Here is a 16,365-nt window from a genome sequence, read left to right as displayed (position 1 = left end):
AGCCCCTCTAGCTTCAGGTAGCGACGGCCACCACCTCCCCCGCCCCTTATGGGAGGGAGTTCTACCAGAGCCCTACGACAAACAAGCCAGACTCACAGCACAGCCCCCGGATTCATGATCCCCAGCGGGTCCACCGCCTCCTTGATCCGCCGGCTCAGATCCATCACGTCCGCCCCCACCTGAGCCTGCAACCAAGGTTGCTTCAGCCGTCCCACCCCGTGCTCCCCGGTGATCGTCCCGTCCAGCTCGATCGCCAGGTCCATCACCTCGCCGAAAGCCGCCTGGGCCCGGGCCGCAGCATCAGCATCGGCCGGGTCGAAAACGATCAGCGGATGCGTGTTCCCGTCCCCTGCGTGCGCGATCAGCGCGATCACCACCGAGCGCGCAGCCGCGATCTTCTCGATCCCCGCGACCAGGGCGGGCAGACGCGGAACGGCGACCCCGACGTCCTCAAGCAGCAGTTTGCCCTTCTTCTCGATCGACGGGATCGCCTGGCGCCGGGCCACCGTGAACGCCTCCCCCTCGGCCGGGTCGTCCGTGGCCAGCACCTCCCCCGCACCGCAGGCCTCGCACGCGGCCACGATCTGCGCGAGTTCCCGGTCGGCGGTGGTGCCTTCGGTGTCGGTCTGGGCCACCAGCAGCGCCGCCGCCGAGCGGTCCAGGCCCATCCGCAGGTTGTCCTCCACCGCGCTGACCGTGGCCCGGTCCATGTACTCCAGCATCGCCGGGCGCAGCTTCGAGGTGATCGCCACGATGGCCTCGGTGGCCGCGTGGGTGTCGGCGAAACTGGCCACCACGGTGCGCGGCGGGTGCTGCGGCGGCATCAGGCGCAGAGTGACCTCGGTGATGATGCCGAGCGTACCCTCGCTGCCGACGAACAGCTTGGTCAGCGACAGCCCGGCCGAGTCCTTCAGCCGCGGCCCGCCCAGCCGCAGCGCCCGGCCGTCGGCCAGCACCACCTCCAGCGCCAGTACGTAGTCGGTGGTCACGCCGTATTTCACGCAGCACAGCCCGCCGGCGTTGGTGGCGATGTTGCCGCCGATCGAGCAGATCTCGAACGAGGACGGGTCCGGCGGATACCACAGGCCCGCCTGCGCCGCGGCCTGCTTGACCTCGGCGTTGAGCAGGCCGGGCTGGACCACCGCGACCCGGCTGAGCGGATCCACCGAGATCGCCCGCATCCGCTCGGTGGAGACCACGATTCCGCCGGTCAGCGCCGTACTTCCGCCGGAGAGCCCGGTGCCTGCGCCCCTGGGCACCACCGCCACCCGATGCTCGGACGCCCAGCGCAGCGCCGTCTGCACCTGCTCGGTGCTCTCGGCCCGGACCACGGCCACGGGCACCCCCGCGTCCGGATCCGCCGCCCGGTCGAAGCGGTACTTGTCCGTGAGCACCGCCTCGGTCACCACCACCCCCTCGGGCAGGGCGGCCACGAGTTCGTCGATCGCGGTCTGTGACGGTTGCACCAGCACATCGGTCATCGGCCAAGCTCCTCAGCGGTGAGGCGTCTTTCGGCCACCATAAGCGAGTGCTGCCGCGGCGACGAGACAGAACTCAGAGCAGTCAGGCAGGCCCTACCCCACCGGCAGACCGGTGGGGTGGGTCATCGAGCGCACCGCCTTCGCAGCCCGGCGCCGGGCGTGCAGGATCGGCTCGGTGTACCCGTTGGGCTGCCGCGCACCCTGGAAGATCAGGTCACTGGCCGCCAGGAAGGCCTGGCTGTTCTCCAGATCGGCGGCCATCGGCCGGTACTCGTCGTCGCCCGCGTTCTGCTGGTCGACCACGGCCGCCATCCGGGCCAGGCTTTCGCGCACCTGCTCCTGGGAGATCACGCCGTGCCGCAGCCAGTTCGCCAGCAGCTGGCTCGAGATCCGCAGGGTGGCGCGGTCTTCCATCAGCCCGACGTCATGGATGTCCGGAACCTTGGAACAGCCGACCCCGTGATCCACCCAGCGCACCACGTACCCCAGGATCGACTGACAGTTGTTGTCGACCTGCTCGGCGCGCACCGCCTCGTCCCACTGACCCGGATCACCGAGAGGGATCCGCAGCAGGTCGGCCACCGACGTCCGCCGGCCCTGCTCCGCCAGTTCTGCCTGCACCGCAGGCACATCCACGTCGTGATAGTGCAGGGCGTGCAGCGTGGCCGCGGTGGGTGAGGGCACCCAGGCGGTGGTGGCGCCTGCCCGGGGCTGGCCGATCTTCTGCTGCAGCATGTCGGCCATCAGGTCGGGCATCGCCCACATGCCCTTGCCGATCTGCGCCCGGCCGGCGAAGCCGTAGGCCAGACCGGTTTCCACGTTGCGCTTCTCGTACGAGGTCAGCCAGTGCTGCGAGCGCATCTCCTCCTTGCGCACCAGCGGCCCGGCCTCCATCGAGGTGTGGATCTCATCGCCGGAGCGGTCCAGGAAACCGGTGTTGATGAACACGATCCGGTCGCGCGCGGCGGCGATGCAGGCGCCCAGGTTCAGCGAGGTCCGCCGCTCCTCGTCCATCAGGCCCAGCTTGATCGTGTTGCTGGGCAGCCGCAGCAGCTCCTCGGTGCGCTCGAAAAGCTGCACGGCGAAGGCCACCTCGGCCGGGCCGTGCATCTTCGGCTTCACGATGTACACCGAGTCGGTGCGGCTGTTCGCCCCCGAGCGCAGGCCGGGCAGCGCGGCCAGGGTGGTGATCACCGCGTCCAGGATGCCCTCGGGAACCTGCGCGCCGGTGGAGTCGAGCACCGCGTCGGTCGTCATCAGGTGCCCGACGTTGCGCACGAACATCAGCGCCCGGCCGGGCAGCACCAGCTGCTCACCGTGGTTGCGCGGCACCGCGTAGGCCCGGTCCCGGTTCAGCGTGCGCTCGAAGGTCTGCCCGCCCTTGGTCACCGGGGCACTCAGATCCCCCCGGCTCAGGCCCAGCCAGGTGCGGTAGTCCCGGACCTTGTCGGCGGCGTCGACCGCGGCCACCGAGTCCTCGAAGTCGACGATCGTGGTGACCGCCGACTCCAGCACGATGTCCTGCACCGAGGCGCCGTCGGTGCGCCCGATCGTCCCCTGCCGGTCGAAGACGATCTCGACGTGCAGGCCGTGGTGCACCAGAAGCACGCTGTCCGGCTCGGTCGCGGTGCCGGTGTACCCGGCGAAAAGGCCCGGGTCGGACAGCGTTGTCTTGCCCGACGGCACGTGCACCACCAGCTCGCCACCGGCCACCGCGTAACCGCCCGCGTCGGCGTGGCTGCCCTCGGCCAGCGGGGCGATGCGGTCGAGGAAGTCCCGCCCGTACGCGATCACCTTCGCGCCGCGCTCCGCGTCGTACCCACCGGCCGGCGGCGCCTCACCCAGCGCGTCGGTGCCGTACAGCGCGTCGTACAGCGAACCCCAGCGGGCGTTGGCCGCGTTCAGCGAGTAGCGGGCGTTCGAGACCGGCACCACCAGCTGCGGCCCGGCGATCCGGGCGATCTCGTCGTCCACCCCGCTGGTGCCGATCTGTATCGGCTCCGGATCCGCCACCAGGTAGCCGATCTCCCGCAGGAACGCCTCGTACCCGGCGGCGTCGAACGGCTGCCCGGCGCGTTCGCGGTGCCACTGGTCGATCTCGGTCTGCAGCCGGTCGCGCTCCTGGAGCAGCTCCCGATTGCGGGGGGCGAGGTCGGCCACCAGCCGGGCCAGGCCGGACCAGAACGCGTCCGCGCCGACCGCACAGCCGGTGAGGGCCTCGTTCTCGACGAACTCCTTGAGATCGGTGGCGACCTGCAGGGATCCCAGGGAGGTGTAGTCGGTCATGTTTCCGCCTCACAAGAGAGTGGGTGCTCCGGGCGCCACCACTTTATGTGCAGATCGAATCGTGTCGAGAGCTCTTGGCCACCCCGTGTTCGGCCGACGGTCACCGGTCGGTGGCAGCCTCGCGGTACTCCGGGTGGGTGATGTCACGGTGTGCAGCGACGTGGCCCGTTCAGCAGCCCGCCACCGACGTCGAACGCTGACACTGTGAACATCCGCCGGCGCCTGCCCGTCCTGCTCGTCGCCGGGGTCCTCGTGCTCACCACGCCAGACGTAGCCGGCGCGGCCGAACGGGAGCCGACGCAGGCCGAACTCCAGGCTCAGAACCGGAAGGTGGACGACCTCCGGGCCCAGGCCGAGGCGCAGGCCGGCGAGGTACGCGATGCCCGGAAGGCGACTCGAGCGGCCGCGGTGCTGGCCAGTCAGGCGCTCGAGGCCTACACCACGTCGCTGCGCGAACTTCAGCGCGCACAGGTCGAAGAGGATCGCCGCGACGAGGAACTGGAGCAGGCCAACCAGGATGTGATCGCCGCCCGCCTGAAGGTCGGCACCTGGGCCCGGCAGGCGTACCAGGGCGGCAGCGGCCTGAACGCCAGCCCGACTCTGAACACCCTGCTCGGCACCAACGGCGCCGGCCGGGACGAGGCCGGGCTCAGCGCCACTTTGCGCGCCCTGCGGCGGATCGGTGAGGACCGCACGGCCGACCTGAGTTCTGGGCGCCGCGCCGAGCTCCGGGCCGGACGGGCAGCGGTCGCCGCGGCGCAGGCCACCGAGACGGCGAGCACGGCGGCGGATCAGGCCGACCGGGCCAAGGTCGAGGCCGACGCCGCGGTGGCCCGGCAACGACGAGCCCTGGACGAGGCCGAGATCCAGCTGGCCGGCACCGACCGCCAGGTCAGACAGGCCCAGAAACGCCAGCGCCGGCTCCGGGCCCGGGCCGCTCGTCCGGCCGGTCGCAGTGGACCGGTCGGCACCTGCACCGGCGCCGGCGATCTCAGCCTCTACCCCAACGGCGAGATCCCGCTGACCGCGCTGTGCCCGCTGGCCAGCGCCCCCGGCCACCACCTGCGCGCCGACGCGGCCTTCGCCTTCGACCAGCTCAGCGCCGCCTACGCCGAGCGGTTCGGCACCCCGATCTGCGTCACCGACTCCTACCGCGAGTACCGGACCCAGGTGCGCCTGTACGCCACCAAACCGAACCTGGCCGCCCGCCCCGGCACCAGCAACCACGGCTGGGGCACCGCCACCGACCTGTGCGGCGGCATCCAGAACTTCGGCACCCCCGAGCACGAGTGGCTGTTCGCCAACGCCCCCGGGTTCGGCTGGTTCCACCCGGCCTGGGCCCAGCCGGACGGTTCCCGGCCCGAGGCCTGGCACTGGGAGTTCAGCGGCTAGTTCCCCGGGCCCGCCATCATGGTCCGATGACCGCTTCGCCCAGTACCGGACGCCTTCGTGAACAACGGGCCTGGTACGTCTACGACTGGGCGAACAGCGCCTTCCTCACCACCACCCTGACCGTCCTGCTGGGCCCCTACCTCACCGTGCTGGCCAAGCGGGACGCCTGCCCCGGCCAGGACACCGATCTGGCCTGCCGTACCGACCTGAGCGTGCTCGGTGTCCCGATCGCCCCCGGCTCGCTCTCGCTGTACGTGGTCACCTTCGCCACCCTGACCTCCGCGCTGCTGCTGCCGCTGGTCGGCGCGCTGGCCGACCGCACCGGGCGCAAGCGCACCATGCTCGGCGGCTTCGCCTGGGTCGGTGCCGCCGCGGGAGCCTCGATGGTGTTCCTGACCGGTGACAACTGGGAACTCGGGGTGGTGCTGCAGCTGATCGCCACGCTGGCGTTCGCCTGCAGCATCGTGGTCTACGACTCGCTGCTGATCGACGTGGCCGGCCCGGACGAGCGCGATCGGGTCTCCAGCCGGGGCTGGGCCACCGGCTACGTGGGCGGCACCGTGCTCCTGGTGGTCAACCTGCTCACCGTCAGCCAGCACGAGGCGATCGGCCTGAGCACCGAGGAAGCCGTCCGCCTGAACCTGCTCGTGGCCGGCCTGTGGTGGGGCGGCTTCACGATCATCCCGTTCCTGCGACTACAGGACCGCCCGCCGGCGCAGCCGCTCCCGCCGGGCCGGGGCGAGCTGGTCCGGGCCTCGTTCGGGCAGCTCCTGGACACCCTGCGGCATCTGCGCGGCTACCCGCAGACCCTGGCCTTCCTGATCGCCTACCTGGTGTTCAACGACGGCATCCAGACCGTGATCTACGCCTCCAGCATCTATGCCCAGGAGCAGCTCGGCCTCGACTCCGACCAGCTCATCCTGGCGATCCTGATCGTGCAGTTCGTGGCGATCGGCGGGGCTCTGTCGTTCGGCCGGGTGGCGGCCCGGATCGGCGCCTACCGCACCGTCCTGGGCAGCCTCTTCCTGTGGTGCGCGGTGATCGGGGTGGGCTACTTCCTGCCGTACGGGCAGTTCCTGCCCTTCGCCGCCCTGGCCGCGCTGATCGGCCTGACCCTGGGCGGCACCCAGGCGCTGTCCCGCTCGCTCTACAGTCACCTGATCCCGCGCGGCCGCGAGGCCGAGTACTTCAGCCTCTACGCCGCCTGCGAGCGCGGCACCAGCTGGCTGGGCACCCTCGCCTTCGGCCTGACCTTCCAGCTGACCGGTTCGTACCGCTGGGCCATCATCATCCTGATCGGGTTCTTCGTGATCGGCGCTCTACTGCTCAGTCGGGTGAATGTGCGCAAAGGAATCACCCAGGCCGGAAACCCGGTACCCGCAGTGATCTGAGATCACGGATCGCGAGATTGTCACGATCCGCAACGGCCCACTGACTACATGCTGAAATATTTGCCGCCAGGCCTATCTCAATGGAATAACGCTCTGTACGCTCTGGTTGACGCATTGAGTCGTCCGGTGATCGGACGGGAGCGGGCAACGACGTCACATCACAGGAACATCTCGTCGAACAAAGGCGTTGTGCGCTTGTGAGACTGGCCGTCAGTCGCGGAGGGAGCCGTCATGGGTGAGCGGAGCATGCGCGGGACGCGCCTTGGAGCCTCGAGTCTGGAGAGTGAGTCGGGGATTCAGCCGGCCGCCCGCCAGGACATCAGATACAACTGCAAAAACGGGCATTCCATCGTCGTTCCGATGTCGATGGAAGCAGATGTGCCCCCGCTCTGGGAGTGCCGCTGCGGCGAGTTCGCACTGCGCGAGGACGCCGAGCTGCCGGAGCCGAAGGCCACCAAGCCGGCCCGTACGCACTGGGACATGCTGATGGAACGACGCACCACGGCCGAACTGGAAACGCTGCTGGAAGAGCGACTGGCGCTGCTGCGCTCGGGTCGCTTCCACGGACGCCGTTCGGCGTAACGCGCGCAAGCGCCAACAGACGAGCAGAGCCCGGTTCTCCCCTTCGTCAGGGAGGCCGGGCTTTCTCGTGTCTGCTTCTGGACGCTGTGCGCACCGCGGCGCACCGGCTCACCTCGGTGAGCCGGTGACCTGCGTACCGCTCAGCTGCGCCGCTCGTCGTCCACGATCTCGCCCTCGACCACGTCGCTGCGGCCGAATCCGGGGCCGAACCGCGGCTGCCCGGGCGCGCTCGTGCGGAACTGCTGGCCGTTCACGTAGGCCGTGCGCACCGTCACCTGGTCGGCCGCCGCCCGCCGGAAGAACTGCTCGATCGGCTTGCGCGCCAGCGGCCGGGTGAACGGCAGCAGCAGGAGCAGCGCCACCGCGTCGGTGACGAAGCCGGGAATGATCAGCAGCAGCCCGGCCAGCATCAGCACCGCCGCGTCGGCCAGATTACGGTTGGGCGGCGTGCCGGTCTGGGCCGAGCTGCGCACCGCCTGCCAGGCCGAGCGCCCCTGGCGCTGGATCACCAGCATGCCCAGCGCGGAGCCGAGCACCAGCAGCCCGAACACCGCCAGGCCGCCGATCGAGCGGCCCACCTGGATCGCCACGAACAGCTCGACCAGCGGCAGCAGCAACGCCGCCGCCAGCACCCACCTCAGCCGGCCGGAGCGTCGGGGTTGCCGCTGTCCGGGCTGCTGCCCACCTTGCCGCGCCTGGGTGAACGGTCCGCCACCCGCCGAGCCTGCTCGCTGACCTGGGTGGTCCGGTACCGGACTCCCCATCGGGTTACTCGCCACAACGCCTCCACCACGATCGCCTGGTCCATCTTGCTCGTACCGTGCTCTCGTTCAACGAACGTGATGGGCACTTCGTCCACGCGCAGACCCCGGCGAATTGCCCGCATGGTCAGATCGACCTGGAAGCAGTAGCCCTGGGAGTCCACGTCGTCAAGGTCGATCTTCTCCAGGGTGGTCGCCCGGAACGCCCGGAACCCCGCCGTCGAGTCCTTGACGTGCAGGTTCAGGGCCAGCGCCACGTAGGTGTTGGCCCCCTTGCTGAGCAGCTGGCGGCGCTTGGGCCAGTTCACCGAGCTGCCCCCGGCCACGTACCGCGATCCGATCGCCAGGTCGGCGCCGGCCTCGATCCGGTCCAGCAGGTCGGGCAGCTGCTCTGGCGGGTGCGAGCCGTCGGCGTCCATCTCGACGAGCACGTCGTAGCCGTGCTCCAGACCCCAGCGGAAGCCGGCGATGTAAGCGGCGCCCAGGCCCTGCTTACCTTCGCGGTGCATCACGTGCACGTGATCGTCGGCCTCGGCCAGCTGGTCGGCGAGCTTGCCGGTGCCGTCCGGGCTGTTGTCGTCGGCCACCAGGACGTGGGCCGACGGCTCGGCGGCGCGCAGGCGCCGCACGATCAGGGGCAGATTCTCCAGCTCGTTGTACGTGGGGATGATCACCAGTACCCGGCCGGACCGGGCCTGCGTCGTCATGCGGGGGAATTCGCCCTTCTCACTGGGTCTTGCGGTCGTCGGTGCGGCGGCGGGCGGCGACGGCGCTGCCTGCCAGGAGGGCCAGGCCGAGCGCGCTCAGGATCCACTCCGGCCAGGCACCCACCCGGGTCGCGATCGTCAGCTCGGTCCGCAACGGGACCGTGGCCTCGAGCACTTCCTGGGTGTAGTGACCGGAACGGGCGGCTGTCGTCCCGTCGGGGAGAATGATGCCACTGACGCCGACCGTGCTGATGTTGACCACCGTGCGACCGGTCTCGATCGCCCGCAACCGCGACTGGGCCAGCTGCTGCACGCTCTCGGCGGTGTAGCCGAACGTGGCGTTGTTGGTCTGCACCGCCAGCATCGTGGCCCCGGCCTGGACCGACTCACGCACCAGGCTGTCGTAGGCCACCTCGAAGCAGATCACGTCGCCGACCCGCACCTGGTCGTCCACGCCCATCCGCATCACCCCGACCGGGTTCTCGCGCAGTTCGTCGCCGGAGATGAAGTCCCGGGTGACCAGGTCGACCTTCTTGCTGAAGTTGCGGAAGAAGTCGCGGTAGGGGATGTATTCGGCGAACGGCGCCGGGTGCCGCTTGGCGTACGTGCTGTCGTCCCCGGTGCCGGCGCCCTCACTCGGCCGCCAGACGATGCCCGCGTTGGTCACGTGGTCGTCCGGCCCCTGCAGCACCGCGCCGATCAGGATCGGCACGCCGATCGCATCGGTGGCCGCGCTGATCTCGGCGGCCGCATCGGCGTTGATCAGCGGGTCGATGTCGCTGGCGTTCTCCGGCCAGAGCACCACGTCCGGCTGCTCCGCCTCACCGTTGCGCACCCGCTCGGCCAGCTCCAGCGTGGCCTGCACGTGGTTGTCCAGCACCGCCCGGCGCTGGGCGTTGAAGTCCAGGCCGATCCGCGGCACGTTGCCCTGGATCGCCGCGACCCGGGTGGTCGAATCACCTTCGGTCGGCAGCGGGATCAGCAGGCCCACACCCATCACGGCCAGCACCGCCACCAGGCCCGGACCCGCCCGCCAGGGCAGCGCCCGGGCCTGCCAGACCTTCAGCACCACCCAGGCCAGGAGCGTGCCGGCGACCGCCACCGCGAACGAGACCAGCGGCGCCCCGCCGATCGAGGCCAGCCCCGCCGTCGGCGCCTCGGACTGCGAGAACGCCAGCCGGCCCCACGGGAAGCCGCCGAACGGCCAGCTGCCCCGGATCATCTCCTGGGCCACCCACAGCCCGCCCGAGGCCAGCAGCAGACCGCCCAGACCACCGCGCACCCGCCAGACCAGAGGCAGCAGCGCGCCCATCGCGGTCAGGTACAGCGCCTCGGTCACGCTCAGCGCGATCCACGGGAAGGCCCCGACGAAGATCCCGATCCAGGGAATCAGCCGCAGGAAGAACACCAGGCCGAACACGAAGCCCAGCAGCGCCCCGAACTTCTTGCTCACGCCGTGCGTGGCCAGGGCCAGGCCGGCCACCCCGACCGGAGCCAGCGGCCAGAGGTCGATCCCGGGAAAGGCCAGGTAGAGGACGAAGCCGGAGGCAGCCGCCAGGGCCAGCCGGGCCCAGGTCGAGCGCGACTTCAGGGAGTCCGGGAAGGACCGGGAAGGCTTGTGCTGCGTGACGATGACCGCTGGTTCCGCCTCACGGCTGAATGTCTCGCCGATGCCGGGCGGAACCACGGCCGAATCGCTCATCCCGTAAGAATACGGGGTGCCGGTGTGGCGAACGGGCGCTGGTCGGGGCCTGACCGCCTGGCGTGACGGCTGACCCTGACCAGCGGGACCGAACGACTTCCGGAACCAATCGTGTGGTCCCACCGGCAGGTGCCCGACCGAACCCGCATCACCCTTCGGACCGCCGCTGCCCGCACTGGCTGTACGGACAACACCGTTGTCTACTGAGCGACGCGAGTCCGGCCGACGTCCCTGGCAATCACCGGAAACCCAGCGATCGCGCCGACGAGGCTAGTGAACTCCGGCGCCGTCGACAATTCGGCTCGCTGACCTGCAGGTTTGCCCCATCGACGCAGGTCAGCGCGTTACTCCTGGGGCCCGCGAGCTACTCCGCCGAACGTACCGTTTCTCACAGTCACGGCGTGTCCACCTAAAGTAATTACACGGGTGAGGTTTTCCCTTCCCACCCGAGTCAGGGCACCACAACCGTCCCCCTGGCCCGAATTGCCACGATTGGTTCCGTCAGCACCTCGGCGGCCGAGATCCCCAGGTCGGGGCGCCCCCGGCAGAGCACCGAGGCCAGGAACTCGATCTCCCGGGAGCGCCGGCCCACCCGGACCACCGTCCCTTTTGTCTCGACGACGTCCCCGCCCCGGATCTCCCCCAGAAACTGCACGTCGGAGTACGAGGCGAACAAACCTTCGTCCCCGTCCGTCCGGATACAGAGTTCGGTAGCCACGTCGCCGAAGAGCGCCAGGCCGAACGCCCCGTCCACCAGATTTCCGGCGTAATGGGCCTGCGCTGCCGATACATACCGCTTATGGACGACTGTCAGCCCGAGTCGTGGATCCTCCTCGGTCACGCCCCCCACCTTTTGGTCAGACAAGAGCGTGCGCCAGGTATGAGGCCACCTCGCCGGGCGTGGTGCCCCGGCCGAAGATCCGATCGACCCCCAGTGCCGCGGCGGCGCTTTCGTCGAAGCGCGGCCCGCCGACCACCAGCAGTGGACGACGCCCGGCCGGATACGCCTCGGAAAACGCGGCCGCAACCTCCCGAGTCGTGGTCAGGTGCGCCTCTTTCTGGGTGACCACCTGCGAGATCAGTACCGCGTCGGCTTTTTCCTTCTGGGCCCGCTCGACCAGCTGCGGAACACCGACCTGGGCGCCAAGGTTCACCACCCGCATCTCCCGGTAGTACTCCAGTCCCTTTTCACCGGCGAAGCCCTTGATGTTCAGGATCGCGTCGATTCCGACGGTATGCGCATCGGTTCCGACGCACGCACCCAGCACCACCATCTTCCGCCGAAGACCCCGCCGAATGCCGGTATTCACCTCCTTCGGTGAAAGCAGGGGGTAATCCCTCTCCGCAACCGTGACCGCCGACAGATCGACCAGATGCTTCACCGGCCCGTAGATCACGAAGAACGTGTGGTCCGCCCCAACCGCCTTGGAATGCACCACCATCGCCGGATCGATCCCCATCGAGGCGGCCAGTTGCGCTGCCGCTCCCTCGGCCTGCTTTCCGGCCGGAACCGGCAGGGTGAACGACACCTGCACCATTCCGTCGCCGGTGGTGTCTCCGTACGGTCGCACGAGTTTCCGCTCGGTCACGGCGCAACCACCTCCAGTGCCTCGATCGCCGGGTTCACGTAGCCGTCGGCCCGTTTCACCACCCCGTCCAGGCCCCGGCCTGCGTTCTCCGGGCGGCGCATCCCCGCGAAGGTGCCGTCTCCGATCGCCGCCAGCAACCCCTCGTCCACAATTCTTTCCAGCAACTCGACCGCTTCACCCAGCACCTGCTGCGCGCGGTTGGCGATGAAACCGTCGGGCGGAGGGTTGAAATCCTCGGTCAGCCCCTCACAGGCGTCCAGCACGTACCGCACGTTGTCCAGGGCCAGGTCCCGGTCCGACAGCCAGGGTGTGACCACCGCCTCGGTCATCATCCCGACCAGCAGAATCCCCTGCCCGGTCAGGGCTCCGGCGAGATTGAAGAAGCCGTTGAGCAGGTACCCCCGGAACACGTCGCCGGTCATGTGCCGGGTCGGCGGCATCCACTTCAGCGGCGCGGCCGGGAACAGCGTGCGGGCCAGCAGGGCGTGAGCCAGCTCGAGGCGGAACGACTGCGGCACCGCTGGATCGATCTCGAAAGCGTGCCCCAGGCCCATCAGTTCCTCAGGCAGGCCCGCCTCTTTCGCGAAGAACTCGTTCAGCAGCTGCGAGACCGTGACGGTGTGCGCCGCCTCCACCGCGTCGGCCGTGGTGAGGTAGTTGTCCTCGCCGGTGTTGATGACAATGCCTGCCCGGGCGTGGATCTGGCGGCTGAAGCGCTGATCGACGAAGGTCCGCACCGGATTGATGTCGCGAAAGAGGATGCCGTACATCGAGTCGTTCAGCATCATGTCGAGGCGTTCCATCCCCGCCAGGGCCGCGATCTCGGGCATGCACAGGCCGGACGCGTAGTTCGTCAGCCGCACGTAACGCCCCAGTTCACGGCTCACCTCGTCGAGGGCCGCCCGCATCAGCCGGAAGTTCTCACCGGTGGCGTAGGTACCCGCATACCCTTCTCGGGTAGCACCTTCCGGCACGTAGTCGAGCAGACTCTGCCCGGTGGAACGGATCACCGCGATCACGTCGGCCCCGGCCCGGGCCGCGGCACAGGCCTGCGGGATGTCCTCGTAGATGTCACCGGTCGCCACGATCAGGTAGATCCAGGGCCGACGCGGGGCGTCACCATGGCGCCGGATCAGCCGCTCCCGTTGCCGCCGGCTGTTGTCGATCCGCCGAATACCCTGACCTACAGCTTTTTTCGCTGCCGATCGAGCCCGGACGAGGTCCCGGCCGGCCGGGATCCGGAACCCTCCCCCGCCGGTCGCCGCCTTCTGCGCCAAGGTGAGCAGATCCGGGGCCTGCCCGCGCACCAGTGCATCCCAGACCGGCAGGGCCACCCCGTGCTCCAGCCCGACCTCCTGGCGCACCGCGTCGACCAGGCGGTTCACCCACGGCACCCGCTCGCCGTCGGCCCCCTCCAGCCCGGCCAGGCGAATGGTGGCCCGCTCGAGCGAGACCGTGGTGTGCGAGGTGGCCAGATCCACGATCGGGCGGCCGGCCCGGCGCGCCAGAGTGCGAGCCCGGCGCACCTGAGCCCGATCCAGATGAATCAACGCACTCTGGCTCGATTTCACGTAAGAAGTGTCGCACCGAGCCCGGAAAACAGGAAGACTTACGGCCGCGCGCGGTCGTCGCGCTCGGCCAGCCGGGCCAGGGTGCGCAGTTGCTTGCGCATCATCACCAGATCACCCCAGGCCAGCAGATGCCGGCGGGCACCCCCGAGCGGCCCTGGAGCATCCTTTCCGCGCAGCACCGCCACCAGACGACAGTCCGAGCCCTGCGGATTCACCTGGTAGGTGATGGCGGTGTCGCCGAAGACGCGAGCCGGTCCGGAATCCATGTGAATCGTCATCTGCTCACCCGGCCGGAACGAGGTCAGCGTGAAGATCGTGGCCACCCGCTGCCCGACCTCAAGATCCCAGCACCAGGGCAGCTGTTCGCGCGGGCTGCGCCGGCCCAGGTTGTCGATCAGGTCGAAACTGTACGGCGCTGCGCGCAATTGCGTGAGCCGACGAAACATGGTGCGCGGATCGGTCTTTACGTCCACCGCCCGCGTCAGGCGGCTGGGCGCATCGGGCAGAAGCTCGTCACAGTCGTAGACGGCCTCACGTTCGTCCTGGCTGGTGTTCCAGTGCTCAGCAATGGTCATGTGGCGGTCCCCTTCGTCGCAAGGGTAATTGAGGACGGGGTGCGCACCGGGGTTGGGTCGCCGCCGGTGAGTTCCTCGGCCAGGAGCGCCAGCGGGGTGGGGCGGTCTGTCGCGCCGGCCACCCGGATGCCCGGCGAGGTCCAGGCGGTAAAGGTGGCCGGGTCGCCTACACGGATCCGCAGTGATGCCTTGCGCCGGACGGCTCGCAGACCGCCCACCGTGTGCGCCTCCAGGGCGGTGTGAACGTCCAGGCGCTGGTCCGGGTTGTGATGCCTGAGAGCTGCCCGCACCCCTTCCCAGGGCGCGAACGGGGTGACCGGACTGTCCGAGCCGAAGGCCAGCGCGACTCCAGCCTGGTGCAGACCGGCGAAGGGGTTCATGGCCAGCGCCCGCCGACGCCCCAGCCGCACCGCGTACATCTTCTCCTCCCCGCCCCAGAAGGCGTCGAAGGCCGGCTGGACACTGGCCACCACCCCGAACTGGGCCAGAGCCTCGATATCGGCCGCGCCGATGCCTTCGACGTGCTCAAAGCGATGCGCGGCGGCCCGGACGGTCTCGGCACCCAGCACTTCGGCGGCCCTGCGCAACCCCTCGACCAGTTCCGCCACTGCGCCGTCGCCGATCACGTGAAAGCCGCCCTGCACACCGGCTCGGGTGCAGGCAACGATGTGATCGCGCACCTGAGCAGCGCTCGCGTACAGGTGACCGCGATGACCGTGGGCATCCTCGTAGTCGGCCAGCAGCCCGGCGGTGCGCGAACCGAAAGATCCGTCCATCATCAGGTCACCGGCCAGGCCGGCCAGTTGCCCGCCGAACCGCTCCAGCACCGCCCGCACCGCAGCCTCGTCCTCAGCCAACTCGCCGCGGTAGGCCACTACCTCCGGTAGGCCGGGCTCCCTGCCGATCTCTAGCAGGGCGAGCAGGTCCTCGTCCGGGGCGATGTGGGGCGCCGACATCTCGTGCACCTGCGTAATCCCCATGGCTGCCGCGTGCCGTAGCGCCAGCATCTGCAGCTCTCGTCGTTCTCCGGCCGGGATCTCGAAGCGCGTGGCGTGCCGGGCCTGGTGATGCGCATCCCGCTCGACCCGTCCGCTCCCGTCCCACCCCTCGTACTCGCTCAGCCGGGCCTGCTCGGCCAGCCGGGTCGAGACCACCGCCGAGTGCACGTCCACCCGGGAGAGGTACACCACTGCCCCACCGCTGGCCCGATCCAACTCCATCGCCGTCGGCGAGCGGCCCTCGGCCAGGTTCAGCTCGTCCCACCCGTGCCCAAGCACCTGACGTCCGGGATTGCGCCGGGCCAGATCGGCCACCGCGTCCAGAATCTCGTTCACCGTCCGGGCTGGTGAGCAGTCCACCCCGGCCAGGAGCAGCCCGGTATCCGTGACGTGAACATGGGCATCCACGAACCCGGGCAGCAGCAACGCTCCGGCCAGGTCCACGACCTTGTCAGCGTCGTTCGGCTCCGCCTGCCCATCCGGCCGAACGGCTGCCACTGCCCCGTCCCGGACCAGCACCGCCCAGCGCCGAGGTTGGTCAGGCGCTGGCAGCGGTGCTTCAGGCAGGAGGGCACCGCGGTAAAGAATCGAGCTCACCGTTGCAGTGTGGCTCATGCCCCTTCGCGGAGCTCGCTGCCCGCGGCCGGTTGGCGCGGGCAGCGTGGCTCTCGATTCAGACCGTACGGGTGGAGGTACGGCGGACCGCCTCGAGCGCGCCGTGCGGTGAGCTCTCACGGTGGATGGCGTGGATCACGGCCAGCTCGCCGGCCTGCAGCTCGACCAGCTGATCAGCGATCTCGGGGATACCGGGCAGAGGCCCGAAGCGGTGCAGGAGCAGCGCGGTGAAGATCCAGGCCGACGCCTCGACGAAGTCCTCACGGCAGAAGTCGGCTATCTCGGCCACGCTGAACTGCACGCCGCTGCGGACTGCCTCCATGATCAGCGCCACATCGGGCAGGCTGTCGGCCCGGTAGATGGCCTCGGCCACCGTTGCCTGGTCGAGGCCGGAGTCCAGCAGCCAGTCGACCGCGACGCAGAACTCCGGGTGATTCTCGTGGCCGAAACGACACTGCATGAGGGCTCGGACGATGCGGCGCTCACCGTGCCGCTGCAGGTCCCGATCGCGCCGGCTCTGCTGGTCGGAGACCTCGATCCGCTCCCGCTGCATGCACATGCCCCACCCCGTTGATTCGGCTTTTCCGATCTGGAACCGAGAATTGCCGAAATGGTGAGGTCTGTCAACTTGCTGCCCGATCTGGCCAAAACGCAGGAGGGGCGGCCCGCGCCGTCCAAGCTTTTTCAAGCTCGGACGGGGGCCACCCCTCCTGTA

At 69.5% G+C, this 16,365-nt stretch carries 14 protein-coding genes; 3 read left to right on the top strand and 11 right to left on the bottom strand.

The genetic code is table 11. From position 1 onward, the window contains the following. Positions 1-92 precede the first annotated feature (92 nt). A complete protein-coding gene (locus LR394_RS34250) occupies positions 93-1,481 on the bottom strand; it encodes an FAD-binding oxidoreductase (protein WP_231448789.1) in 1,389 nt (462 codons plus the stop codon). 93 nt (positions 1,482-1,574) lie between these two features. Next, positions 1,575-3,767, bottom strand: coding sequence for a malate synthase G (locus LR394_RS34245; RefSeq protein ID WP_231448788.1), 2,193 nt, complete (start codon positions 3,765-3,767; stop codon positions 1,575-1,577). A gap of 204 nt (positions 3,768-3,971) precedes the next feature. On the opposite strand from LR394_RS34245, the gene LR394_RS43410 reads away from it, so the two are divergent. The 3 genes from LR394_RS43410 to LR394_RS34230 all read left to right on the top strand — a co-directional run bounded on the left by LR394_RS43410 (position 3,972) and on the right by LR394_RS34230 (position 7,132). Then, positions 3,972-5,159 (top strand): M15 family metallopeptidase, encoded by a 1,188-nt coding sequence (locus LR394_RS43410; RefSeq protein WP_231448787.1) that lies wholly within the window; start codon positions 3,972-3,974, stop codon positions 5,157-5,159. Between the two features lie 26 nt (positions 5,160-5,185). After that, the gene (locus LR394_RS34235) at positions 5,186-6,550 is read left to right on the top strand and encodes an MFS transporter (protein WP_231448786.1); all 1,365 of its coding nucleotides are present in this window, start codon (positions 5,186-5,188) and stop codon (positions 6,548-6,550) included. A 231-nt stretch (positions 6,551-6,781) separates the two neighbouring features. Then, positions 6,782-7,132: an RNA polymerase-binding protein RbpA gene (locus LR394_RS34230; protein WP_231448785.1), complete on the top strand. Its 351-nt coding sequence runs from the start codon at positions 6,782-6,784 to the stop codon at positions 7,130-7,132. A gap of 140 nt (positions 7,133-7,272) precedes the next feature. Here LR394_RS34230 and LR394_RS34225 read toward each other — a convergent pair whose 3' ends face one another. From LR394_RS34225 to LR394_RS34185, 9 genes are all read right to left on the bottom strand, one after another. Continuing rightward, positions 7,273-7,764, bottom strand: a complete 492-nt coding sequence (locus LR394_RS34225) for an FxsA family protein (protein ID WP_231448784.1) — start codon at positions 7,762-7,764, stop codon at positions 7,273-7,275. A gap of 5 nt (positions 7,765-7,769) precedes the next feature. After that, complete coding sequence (locus LR394_RS34220) at positions 7,770-8,600, bottom strand: polyprenol monophosphomannose synthase (protein WP_231448783.1); 831 nt, start codon at positions 8,598-8,600, stop codon at positions 7,770-7,772. 19 nt (positions 8,601-8,619) lie between these two features. Continuing rightward, positions 8,620-10,302 (bottom strand): apolipoprotein N-acyltransferase, encoded by a 1,683-nt coding sequence (lnt, locus tag LR394_RS34215; protein WP_231448782.1) that lies wholly within the window; start codon positions 10,300-10,302, stop codon positions 8,620-8,622. Between the two features lie 451 nt (positions 10,303-10,753). Continuing rightward, positions 10,754-11,143 carry a 3-aminobutyryl-CoA ammonia lyase gene (gene kal / locus LR394_RS34210; RefSeq protein ID WP_231448781.1) on the bottom strand — a complete coding sequence of 130 codons (390 nt, stop codon included), beginning with the start codon at positions 11,141-11,143 and terminating at the stop codon, positions 10,754-10,756. Positions 11,144-11,159: 16 nt separating this feature from the next. Then, positions 11,160-11,891 carry a lysine 5,6-aminomutase subunit beta gene (gene kamE / locus LR394_RS43405; protein ID WP_231448780.1) on the bottom strand — a complete coding sequence of 244 codons (732 nt, stop codon included), beginning with the start codon at positions 11,889-11,891 and terminating at the stop codon, positions 11,160-11,162. Further along, positions 11,888-13,462: a lysine 5,6-aminomutase subunit alpha gene (gene kamD, locus LR394_RS34200; protein WP_231448779.1), complete on the bottom strand. Its 1,575-nt coding sequence runs from the start codon at positions 13,460-13,462 to the stop codon at positions 11,888-11,890. Before kamD ends, kamE begins: the two co-directional genes overlap by 4 nt. A gap of 38 nt (positions 13,463-13,500) precedes the next feature. Beyond that, positions 13,501-14,037, bottom strand: a complete 537-nt coding sequence (locus tag LR394_RS34195) for a hypothetical protein (RefSeq protein WP_231448778.1) — start codon at positions 14,035-14,037, stop codon at positions 13,501-13,503. After that, positions 14,034-15,632, bottom strand: a complete 1,599-nt coding sequence (locus LR394_RS34190; protein ID WP_231448777.1) for an amidohydrolase — start codon at positions 15,630-15,632, stop codon at positions 14,034-14,036. Before LR394_RS34190 ends, LR394_RS34195 begins: the two co-directional genes overlap by 4 nt. 76 nt (positions 15,633-15,708) lie before the next feature. Continuing rightward, positions 15,709-16,209, bottom strand: coding sequence for a hypothetical protein (locus tag LR394_RS34185; protein ID WP_231448776.1), 501 nt, complete (start codon positions 16,207-16,209; stop codon positions 15,709-15,711). Between the last annotated feature and the right edge of the window lie 156 nt (positions 16,210-16,365).

This window comes from Kineosporia babensis, from assembly GCF_021129305.1.
Taxonomy (GTDB): domain Bacteria; phylum Actinomycetota; class Actinomycetes; order Actinomycetales; family Kineosporiaceae; genus Kineosporia; species Kineosporia babensis.
The sequence above is the reverse complement of the archived record's forward strand: the minus strand, read 5'-3'. Positions and strand labels throughout refer to the sequence as shown.

Coding starts and splice junctions, on each gene's coding strand:
- LR394_RS34250 (WP_231448789.1), bottom strand. CDS start 1,481: ATGACCGATGTGCTGGTGCAACCGTCACAGACCGCGATCGACGAACTC.
- LR394_RS34245 (WP_231448788.1), bottom strand. CDS start 3,767: ATGACCGACTACACCTCCCTGGGATCCCTGCAGGTCGCCACCGATCTC.
- LR394_RS34235 (WP_231448786.1), top strand. CDS start 5,186: ATGACCGCTTCGCCCAGTACCGGACGCCTTCGTGAACAACGGGCCTGG.
- LR394_RS34230 (WP_231448785.1), top strand. CDS start 6,782: ATGGGTGAGCGGAGCATGCGCGGGACGCGCCTTGGAGCCTCGAGTCTG.
- LR394_RS34220 (WP_231448783.1), bottom strand. CDS start 8,600: ATGACGACGCAGGCCCGGTCCGGCCGGGTACTGGTGATCATCCCCACG.
- lnt (WP_231448782.1), bottom strand. CDS start 10,302: ATGAGCGATTCGGCCGTGGTTCCGCCCGGCATCGGCGAGACATTCAGC.
- LR394_RS34195 (WP_231448778.1), bottom strand. CDS start 14,037: ATGACCATTGCTGAGCACTGGAACACCAGCCAGGACGAACGTGAGGCC.
- LR394_RS34185 (WP_231448776.1), bottom strand. CDS start 16,209: ATGTGCATGCAGCGGGAGCGGATCGAGGTCTCCGACCAGCAGAGCCGG.